The sequence below is a fragment of the Allomesorhizobium camelthorni genome (genome assembly GCF_011045125.1).
GTDB lineage: Bacteria > Pseudomonadota > Alphaproteobacteria > Rhizobiales > Rhizobiaceae > Allomesorhizobium > Allomesorhizobium camelthorni.
The window spans coordinates 38,390-47,468 of record NZ_JAAKZF010000003.1 but is presented as its reverse complement, the minus strand read 5'-3'; the positions used below and the strand labels follow the sequence as shown (position 1 = coordinate 47,468).

Sequence of the window (9,079 nt, the reverse complement as noted above, 5' to 3'; positions counted from 1 at the left end):
CCTTTGGTAGTCTTGCTTCGGCTAAAGCCTGTAGGCGCGCTTTGCGAGCCCGTAGGCCAGTTCCTGCGCAAGCTCGTGCGCCTCGCTTTCGGCCAGGCGATGCTCGGCCACGAGGCGTGCGAGGAATGCGCAATCGACCCGGCGCGCAATGTCATGGCGAGCCGGTATGGATGGAAATGCCCTGGTGTCGTCGTTGAAGCCGACGGTGTTGTAGAAGCCGGCGGTCTCGGTCGTCATCTCGCGGAAGCGGCGCATTCCCTCGGGGCTGTCGTGGAACCACCAGGCCGGACCGAGCTTCAGCGCCGGATAGACGCCGGCCAGCGGCGCGAGCTCGCGCGCATAGCTCGTTTCGTCGAGCGTGAAGACGATGACGGTGAGATCGGGTTCGGTGCCGACGCAATCGAGCAACGGTTTCAGCGCGCCGACATAATCGGTCCGGGTCGGTATGTCGAAGCCCTTGTCGCGCCCGAATTTTTCGTAGATCGAAGGCGAATGGTTGCGCCAGGAACCGGGATGGATCTGCAGCACCAGACCGTCATCCAGGCTCATCTTGGCCATTTCGGTCAGCATCTGCGCGCGGAAGAGCCGGCGCTCGCGCTCTTCGGAGGAACCGCGGCGGATGCGGTTGAAGAGTTCCTCGGCCGCGGCGTTCGACAGATTGGCGGTTTCGGCCGTGGCGTGGCCGTGATCTGACGAGGTCGCGCCGAAACTCTTGAAATAGGCGCGGCGCGTACGATGGGCGTCGAGATAGCCCTGCCAGGTACCGATATCGGAGCCCGTGATCTCGCCGAGCTGGTCGAGATTGGCGGCAAAACCTTCGAAATCGGGGTCGATGACCGAATCCGGCCGGTAGGCGGTGACGACGCGGCCGGCCCAGCCGCTTTCACGGATCATCCGGTGCCAGCGAAGATCGTCGAGCGCGCCCTCCGTAGTGGCGATCGCCTCGATGTTGAAGCGCTCGAACAGCGCGCGTGGCCGGAACTCGTCGCGAGCAAGCAGTTCTGCGATGCGGTCGTAATGCGCGTCGGCAGTCCTGGCGCTCAGCGGTTCAGCGATACCGAACACGTCCGAAAGAACATAGTCGAACCACAACCGGGTCGGGGTGCCTCGGAAAAGGAAGAAATTCTCGGCGAAACGCCGCCATATCTTTCGGCCGTCGGTCTCGACCGGACTGCCATCCGAGGTCGGCACGCCGAGATCCTCGAGTCTTACGCCCTGGCTGAACAACATGCGGAAGACATAATGATCGGGAACGATGAGCAGCTGCGCCGGGTCGGAAAAACTGGCGTTCTCGGCAAACCAGCGCGGATCGGTGTGGCCGTGCGGGCTGACGATAGGCAGCTCGGCGACGCCGGCGTATAATTGCCGGGCGATCAGGCGCGCGCCTGCCTCGACGGGAAACAACAGGTCCGGGTCGATCAACGCGCTCATATTTTCTGGAAGGCCCTCCCTGACCATCCGAAATCTGGTATGGATCAAGCGGCGTCATGTCAACATACAAAAAATATACTTTTGTATGATGACTTTGCTCCGGCGCTTGTGTAATCCCGGAGCCGATTTCGAGCTTCGGGAGGGGCAAGCATGGCAATTCGTGCGCCGATTGCGGAAGGGGGCTGGATGGCTGAACGCCTGTCCAGCCGGTCGCTGAGCCGCCTGCCCACAACTGTTCTCAAACCCTCCTACGACCGCGCCCAAATCACTCCGGGGATCGTGCATCTCGGCGTTGGCGCCTTCCACCGCGCGCACCAGGCCGCCTATGTCGACGACTGCCTCGGTGACGGCGAAGCAGGCTGGGGCATTGTCGGCGCTTCGCTGCGCAGCAGCGATACGCGCGACGCGCTCGAGCCTCAAGATGGGCTCTATACTCTCGCCGTGCGCAGCGGCGAGACGGAAACCTTGCGTATAATCGGCTCGATCCTGTCGCTGCTCGTGGCGCCGGAAAATCCGGCGGCGCTGCTCGATGCCATGGCCGATCCGCGAACCCGCATCGTCACCCTGACGGTCACCGAAAAGGCCTATCTGCGCAATGCCGCCGGCGATCTCGATGGCTCGCATCCCGACATCATCGCCGATCTCGCCAATCCTGGTGCGCCCAGGACCGCACATGGCTTCCTGCTCGAGGCGCTGGTTCGCCGCCAGGTTGCTGGAACGCCGCCGTTCACTGTGCTCTGCTGCGATAACCTTCCCGCCAACGGCGCGACGCTGCGCCGGCTTCTCATCCAGTTCGCCGAACTGCGCCATGCGGAACTGGCGCGCTTCGTTCGCGACAAGGTGGCGTTTCCGTCAAGCATGGTCGATCGCATCGTGCCGGCGACCACCGACGCTGATCGCGCCCGCGTCGCCGCCGAACTCGGCGTTGCGGACGCCTGGCCGGTGATGACCGAGCCATTCTGCCAATGGGTGATCGAAGACGATTTCCCCGCCGGCCGGCCGGCATGGGAAAGATTCGGCGTAACCATGGTGCGCGACGTGACGCCCTTCGAGGACATGAAGCTCAGGCTCCTCAACGGCTCGCATTCATCGATCGCCTATCTCGGCCTTCTGAGCGGCCACGAGACCGTGGCGGCCGCCTTTGCCGATCCGGCGATCCGCAAATTCGTCGACGGTCTCTGGGCGAAAGCCATCCCGACGCTGCCGCAAGGGGCGGGGCTCGACCCGCATGCCTATACCGCCGAACTCGCGGCCCGTTTCGCCAATACGGCGCTTGCCCATCGCACCGCGCAGATCGCCAATGACGGCAGCCAAAAACTGCCGCAGCGCATCGTGGCGTCGGCGCTGGAATGCGTTGCCGCCGGCGCGCGTGCCGATCATTCGATGCTGGCCGTCGCAGCCTGGATCGCTGCTGCCGAGGCGAGGGGAGATGTGCTGCCCGCCAGCCACTTCACCGACCCGCTGGATGAAGGTCTTGCAGCGATTTTCTCACGCAAATTGTCAGCGCGCCAAACGGTGGACGCGGTATTCGACCTCGCCGGCTTCGCCAAGGGCTCGGCGCATCGCGGCCGGCTTGCCGAAATCACGGCGGCGCATCTTGAAACCTTGCGCAGCAAGGGCCCTGCGGCCGCAATGGCATCTCTCTAAGGAGTTCGATCTTGAGACAGACCTGGCGCTGGTTCGGGCCCGACGATCCCGTAAAGCTCTCCCATATCCGCCAGGCCGGCGCGGTTGGCGTGGTTAGCGCGCTGCACCACCTGAACGACGGCCGCGCCTGGCCGCAGGATGAGGTTTTCAAACGCAAGGCCGGGATCGAGGCCAGCGGACTGACCTTCGACGTGGTCGAAAGCATCGTCGTCCACGAGGATATCAAGACCCGCACCGGCCGTTATCGCGAACTGATCGAGAACTACAAGGCTTCGATCCGCGCGGTGGCCGCCGCCGGCATCGAAACCGTCTGCTACAATTTCATGGCGATCACCGACTGGACGCGCACGGATCTCGATCACCCGATGCCGCATGGGGGCACGGCGCTGCGCTTCGACATGGTCGAATTCTGCGCCTATGACGTTCTAGTGCTGAAGCGCCCTGGCGCCGAGGCCGACCATCCGCCTGAGCGCATCGAGGCAGCGCGGGCGCGACTGGCAAAGATGAGCGAAAGCGATCTCGCGCGACTGGAAAAAAACCTGATCGGCTGGGTGCCGGCGCGCGAATTCATCTACGACCGTGACAGTTTCCGCCGCGCGCTCGCCGTCTACGGCGAGCTTTCGCGCGAAAATTTCCGCGACAATCTCATCTCATTCCTGCGCGAGATCGTCCCGACTGCCGAGGAGGCAGGCGTCAGGCTGGCGATCCACCCGGACGATCCGCCTTTCCCGATCTTCGGCCTGCCGCGCGTCGTGTCGAGCGCCGAGGACGCGCGGGCGATCCTTGCCGGCTGCCCGTCGCCGTCGAACGGTCTGACGCTTTGCACCGGCTCCTACGGCGCGGGGCGGCACAACGATTTGGTCGCCATGGCCAAGGAGTTCGCGCCGAACATCCATTTTGCGCATCTGCGCAACGTCAAGCACGAGCCCGGCGGCTCCTTCCACGAGGCCGAGCATCTGGAGGGCGACACCGACATGATTGCCGTCGTCCAGGCACTGATGGCCGAGGAGGGGCGGCGCAAGGCCGAAGGCCGCGGCGACTGGCAGATGCCGATGCGGCCCGACCACGGCCACTTGATCGTCGACGACATCGGCAAGACGGTGAACCCCGGCTATTCCTGCATCGGCCGGCTGAAGGGGCTTGCCGAACTGCGCGGCGTGATGCGTACCATAGAGGCGCTCGGGGTCTAGCAGGAGGAAAGCGGGATGGCGAAAATGCGCATTGCCGTCATCGGGCTAGGCATGGCCTCGGCGCCACATGCCAAAAGCCTCACCGATCTCGCCGCGCGGGTCGAGGTCGCCTATGCCTACAGCCCGACCGAGGCGCGCCGCACAGCCTTTGCCGAGCAGTTCGGCTTTCCGGTTTCCGGCGATCTCGAAGCTGTCCTTGCCGATCCGACCGTCGGCGCCGTGATGCTGCTCACGCCGCCTAGCACCCATCTCGATCTGGTGCGGCGCGCGGCCAATGCCGGCAAGCACACATTGCTCGAAAAGCCGCTGGAGATCGGCATCGAACGCGCCGAGGAACTGGTCGCTACTGCCGAAAGGGCAGGGATCACGCTTGGCGTCGTCCTGCAGCACCGCTTCAAATCGGCGAGCACCGCGCTGGCAAGGCTGCTCGCCGAAGGCCGGCTCGGCGATATCGTCGGCGCGTCGGCGCGGACCTATAATTGGCGGCCGCAGAGCTATTACGACCAGCCCGGCCGCGGCACGAAGGCGCGCGACGGCGGCGGCGTGCTGCTTACGCAAGCAATTCACACGCTCGACCTCCTGATCTCGCTTGCCGGCCTGCCGGAAGAGGTCTGCTCCTACGCAACGACCAGCGCGGTTCACCGCATGGAGACGGAGGACATCGTCGCCGGCGGTCTGCGCTACGCGAACGGCGCGATCGGCACGGTCAGCGCCACCACCTGCGCCTATCCGGGCTTTCCGGACCAGATCGACATCATCGGTACGAAGGGCACGGCGGTAATCGAGGGAACGGCGCTGAAGGCGGCGTTCCACGACGGCACGACCTTGGCTGTCGGGGTGGAAGCGGGTCCGGGTGGCGCGGGCGCCGACCCGATGGCGTTTTCACACGAGGATCACCGCGCGGTTCTGACGGATTTCCTCGATGCCGTAGAAGGCGGACGCGAGCCCAAGGTCAGCGGCCGCGAAGCGCTGAAGGTTCACAGGCTGATCGAGACGCTGCTACGCTCAGCCGGGAGCGGCAGGGCGGAGAAAGTGTCCTAACTGAGCCTAAGCCGCCACGTCAGCCCGCTGCGGCGGCAAACTCAGCGTATCGGCGCCCGGTTGCTCGTCAAATACGACGGTGCACCCCAGCGCGATCGCAACCCTGCTTATGGCATCCGCCATTTCTTCGTCCGAAGTGACGAAATCGCCCGAGATAACCCTCAGTTCCTCGATGGCTTTTGAAGTCGACAGGAGCGAACCTGCGGATCTGCTATGGGTGCAGCCCTTCACGACCGCGGTCAGATCGGCCTCGTCGAAATGCGCGTTGCACACGGCTGCTCTCCGTTCCATAGGCCCTTCGGCAACCTCAACCCGCGGCCTTGAAAAGCGTTCCATGGACCTGGTGGATTGAATGGAATCCTGAAGTGGCGACCTGCTCTACGGCACAGCGGGCCGTCGCTCAATCAGCAGGCGAAGAAAGTTGCGTAACGCCCAACCACGGAAACTCCAGCGTGTCTCAGGTTAGGCCTAAGCATGTTTGTGTTATGGGCTCCGGAATTCCGCCATCCCGAGAAAAGCTGCTGCGCGCTTCTGTATTTTACGCCGACATTTTCAGCGCATATTCCACTCAGCCCGGCAGCCCTGGCCTGGGCCGATCTCTGCCGATAACCGTCATGGCTGATGGCGTTCCGGGCCGTTTGGTATTGGCTGTGCTGTCTCGCCAGCGACTGCAGCGTGGCGTTGGAGGCCAGGGGAGAAAGTCCGCGGCTCGTCCTGTAGGAATTGATCAGGGTCAGGGTCTGCGGGCCGAAGTCGACATTCGTGGCCGTCGGCTGCGTCGCACTTTGGCAAGCTGAAACCAGGACGGCGAGCGCCGCAACTGTCCATAGATTTTTCATTTCGGGTTTCCCGGACTGGAAAGCTCTTTTTCCCAGATGTTGCCTCGGACGGAAAGAGGAATCGAAACCTTTGCGTGTGTTCCGCGAGGAGATCAGGGTCGACAGGAACCAAGAGGGACGCAGCGGGTTGCATGTGTTCGGCAGACTGGTTCAACACAGGAGGAGAAGATGGCATTGCTGAGCAGGTTCACTGCCGCCACTGCGGCCTTCACGTTCTTGATCGCGCCGGCGCTTGCCCAGACCGACGCGACGCCTGCGCCCACCACGCCGCCACAAAGCCCCGGCGCCCAGCCCGACATGAGCGGGCAAAGTTCCGAGTCCATGCGAGAGATGATGCGTGAGATGATGCAGGAAATGATGCGGGAAGAGCCGCGAGCGCAGGGCCGGCGCGGAGATCGGGCAGAACGCCGTGATGGAGACCGTTGGCGCCACGGCGCCCGACGAGACCGCCCCGGCAGCGATCGAATGGACAGAGGTCCAGGCGGCATGCGATCCGGGATGATGCATGGCGCAGGAATGCGAATGATGTTTGCTATCGTGGACGCCGACGGTGACGGTGCTCTGTCGCTTGCGGAAGTTCAGGATTTCCACGGTCGCATCTTCAATTCGGTGGATGAGAACGGCGACGGCAGCGTCGAGATGGAAGAGATCGAATCCTTCTTCCACGGATCGGGCGGCAGGGACGAGTGATTTGCCGGATCACGCCAGGCTTTTGCCAAATTGCTCCATGCTGTCGGCCAGCAGCGTAGTGCTCGCGCCCGGCTGCTGCGGCAGGCTGTAGATGCCGTCCCTGACTTCGACCGGCTCTTCGAAATGGTCCTTGATCCACGGAATATATTCGAGGACCGACGAGGCCGGGTGCCAGTAGCTCAGATGCACATGCACCTGGCTCATCTCGCCGGCATGCGGCGCCACGGGCAGCCGGTGGGCATGCGCGAGGTCGGCGACCTGGATGTACTCTGTTATCCCGCCAAGCCGCGTGACATCCGGCTGAACGTAATGCACCGCCCCGGCCTCGATGAAGCTGCGGAACGCGTCGATGGTGTAAAGCTGCTCGCCAAGGGCGACGGGTATGTTGGTCGATCGAGCAAGCTGCGCATGACCGCCGACGTCGTCGTACCAGGTCGGCTCTTCAAACCAGAAGAGATCAAATTCGCTGGCCCGGGCACAGAACCGCTTGCAAGTCGGAAGATCCCATTTGCCGTTGCCGTCAACGGCGATGCGGACATCCAGACCAACCTGGCGGCGGACTGCTTCGAGGCGCGCAATGTCGGCGGTGGGGTCGGCATGGCCGACCTTGATCTTGATACGTGTGAAACCGTCCTCCTCGACCGCTTTCCTGGTGAGATCGAGCATCGTCGGCAGGTCGTAGGATAGCCAACCGATATCGGTGTTGTAGGCTTCCAGCCGGGTGGTTCTCGCGCCTCCCAGATATTTCCACAGCGGCGCCTGCGCCTGCTTGGCCGCCAGATCCCAGAGCGCGACATCCACGGCTGCAAGCGCCAATTGCGTGATGCCGGATCGGCCCACCCATTGCAGGGCAGGGCTGCGCGCCAGCTTGGTCCACAGCCTCGTTCGATCATTGGCGTCCTCGCCGAGCAGAAGCGGCGTGTAGCAACCGCTGATGCAGGAGGTGATGAGGCGGTCGGAAGCCAGATGCGCATGCGTGCCCGTAAACCCGTAGCCGATCAGCCCGCTGTCGGTGACGATGCGGGTGCCGACCACACCCCAATGGGTGATGTTGTGGGTAGAATCCGAAATGGAACTGCCGGTCACGGGCAGGTGTACGATGAACGGTTCTACGGCTGTTATTTTCATGGGAGCAACTCGTGGAATGATGATGCAGCGCTGATTTAGGCCGCAAGCTTGCATTTGCGGCCTTTGGGCTCGGATCGTCAGCGGGGTTTTGTCTCCGCGGTCTTTGCTTAGCCGCCATCGGACGTGAGGGCAATCGGCAGGCCGGCAGCGATTCAGACCTGGCGGGAGATATACGTGCGGTGCCACGGATGCGGTAGTGATCTCCGCAAGTTCGCTGTAGCGTGTTTTCGCGAAAAATATTTGAGAGCCCTCTGCCTATGCCTTCAAGACCCTTCCAAACGTCCATTTGGCAACTAGCCCACGGCAGGCATCTCGATCTCGGCGCGAAGGCGCTGCTGATGGGGATTCTGAATGTCACGCCGGACAGCTTTTCAGACGGTGGGGAGTTCGACAGGCCGGATGCGGCGCTCGCCCATGCGCGCCAGATGATCGCCGAGGGTGCGGTCATCATCGATGTCGGCGGCGAATCGACCCGGCCGGGCGCCGAGCCGGTTTCGGCGCGTGAGGAACAGGCGCGCATCCTTCCAGTGATCGAAGCGCTGGCGGGGGAAGGGTGCATCATCTCGGTCGACACTTACCGGGAAGCGACGGCGCGCCTCGCTGTGCGGGCGGGTGCGCATATCGTCAACGACGTGCACGGCCTGCAGCGCGAGCCGGGCATTGCCCATGTGGCGGCGGAAAGCGGCGCCGGCCTGGCCGTCATGCATACCGGCCGCGACCGCGAAAAGCTCCCCGACGTGATCGCCGACCAGTTCCGCTTCCTCGAACGGTCGTTGGAGATCGCGCGCGAAGCCGGCATCCCGGATAGCCACATCGTGCTCGATCCGGGGTTCGGCTTCGCCAAGGACGGGGAGGAGAACCTTCAGCTCATGGCCCGCTTCGGCGAATTGCGCGCGCTCGGTTTTCCGCTGCTCGTCGGCACCTCGCGCAAGCGCCTGATCGCCTATGTGGCGGGCGACGACAGGGAGGCTCGCGACCTCGGCACTGCCGCCACGAGCGTCATTCTCAGGATGAAGGGCGCGAGCATTTTTCGCGTGCATAATGTGGCGATGAACCGGGATGCGCTGGCTTTTGCCGACGCCATACTGGAGCGCGAGAGAGCCGGGTAGGTCT

Annotated in this window: 9 protein-coding genes; 5 read left to right on the top strand and 4 right to left on the bottom strand. The window is 63.6% G+C overall.

The window, feature by feature from the left end:
- Positions 1–21 precede the first annotated feature (21 nt).
- On the bottom strand, positions 22–1,431 hold the full coding sequence (uxaC, locus tag G6N73_RS04085) for a glucuronate isomerase (protein WP_165023771.1): 1,410 nt from the start codon (positions 1,429–1,431) through the stop codon (positions 22–24).
- A 186-nt stretch (positions 1,432–1,617) separates the two neighbouring features.
- Between uxaC and G6N73_RS04080 the strand changes: the two genes are divergently transcribed.
- Genes G6N73_RS04080 through G6N73_RS04070 form a run of 3 tightly spaced genes read left to right on the top strand, consistent with a single transcriptional unit; the run spans position 1,618 to position 5,309 of the window.
- Positions 1,618–3,078 (top strand): mannitol dehydrogenase family protein, encoded by a 1,461-nt coding sequence (locus G6N73_RS04080; RefSeq protein WP_165024312.1) that lies wholly within the window; start codon positions 1,618–1,620, stop codon positions 3,076–3,078.
- Positions 3,079–3,089: 11 nt separating this feature from the next.
- Complete coding sequence (gene uxuA, locus G6N73_RS04075; RefSeq protein WP_165023769.1) at positions 3,090–4,268, top strand: mannonate dehydratase; 1,179 nt, start codon at positions 3,090–3,092, stop codon at positions 4,266–4,268.
- A gap of 15 nt (positions 4,269–4,283) precedes the next feature.
- Positions 4,284–5,309, top strand: a complete 1,026-nt coding sequence (locus G6N73_RS04070; protein WP_165023766.1) for a Gfo/Idh/MocA family protein — start codon at positions 4,284–4,286, stop codon at positions 5,307–5,309.
- Positions 5,310–5,315: 6 nt separating this feature from the next.
- On the opposite strand, the gene G6N73_RS04065 is transcribed toward G6N73_RS04070, so the two are convergent.
- Together G6N73_RS04065 and G6N73_RS04060 are read right to left on the bottom strand one after the other, a co-directional pair.
- Positions 5,316–5,582, bottom strand: coding sequence for a hypothetical protein (locus tag G6N73_RS04065; RefSeq protein ID WP_165023763.1), 267 nt, complete (start codon positions 5,580–5,582; stop codon positions 5,316–5,318).
- A gap of 131 nt (positions 5,583–5,713) precedes the next feature.
- The gene (locus G6N73_RS04060) at positions 5,714–6,148 is read right to left on the bottom strand and encodes a CAP domain-containing protein (RefSeq protein WP_165023760.1); all 435 of its coding nucleotides are present in this window, start codon (positions 6,146–6,148) and stop codon (positions 5,714–5,716) included.
- 216 nt (positions 6,149–6,364) lie between these two features.
- On the opposite strand from G6N73_RS04060, the gene G6N73_RS04055 reads away from it, so the two are divergent.
- Entirely contained in the window at positions 6,365–6,838 is a 474-nt protein-coding gene (locus G6N73_RS04055) for an EF-hand domain-containing protein (RefSeq protein ID WP_246251606.1), read from the top strand.
- A gap of 9 nt (positions 6,839–6,847) precedes the next feature.
- Here the strand turns inward: G6N73_RS04055 and G6N73_RS04050 are convergent, their stop codons facing one another.
- Positions 6,848–7,966, bottom strand: coding sequence for a mandelate racemase/muconate lactonizing enzyme family protein (locus G6N73_RS04050; RefSeq protein WP_165023754.1), 1,119 nt, complete (start codon positions 7,964–7,966; stop codon positions 6,848–6,850).
- 257 nt (positions 7,967–8,223) lie between these two features.
- Between G6N73_RS04050 and folP the strand changes: the two genes are divergently transcribed.
- A complete protein-coding gene (folP, locus tag G6N73_RS04045; RefSeq protein WP_165023752.1) occupies positions 8,224–9,075 on the top strand; it encodes a dihydropteroate synthase in 852 nt (283 codons plus the stop codon).
- Positions 9,076–9,079 lie beyond the last annotated feature (4 nt).

Excerpts from the sequence above, each read along its gene's own strand:
- G6N73_RS04070 (WP_165023766.1), top strand. The coding sequence starts at position 4,284 with ATGGCGAAAATGCGCATTGCCGTCATCGGGCTAGGCATGGCCTCGGCG.
- G6N73_RS04050 (WP_165023754.1), bottom strand. The coding sequence starts at position 7,966 with ATGAAAATAACAGCCGTAGAACCGTTCATCGTACACCTGCCCGTGACC.
- uxaC (WP_165023771.1), bottom strand. The coding sequence starts at position 1,431 with ATGAGCGCGTTGATCGACCCGGACCTGTTGTTTCCCGTCGAGGCAGGC.
- folP (WP_165023752.1), top strand. The coding sequence starts at position 8,224 with ATGCCTTCAAGACCCTTCCAAACGTCCATTTGGCAACTAGCCCACGGC.
- G6N73_RS04060 (WP_165023760.1), bottom strand. The coding sequence starts at position 6,148 with ATGAAAAATCTATGGACAGTTGCGGCGCTCGCCGTCCTGGTTTCAGCT.
- G6N73_RS04080 (WP_165024312.1), top strand. The coding sequence starts at position 1,618 with ATGGCTGAACGCCTGTCCAGCCGGTCGCTGAGCCGCCTGCCCACAACT.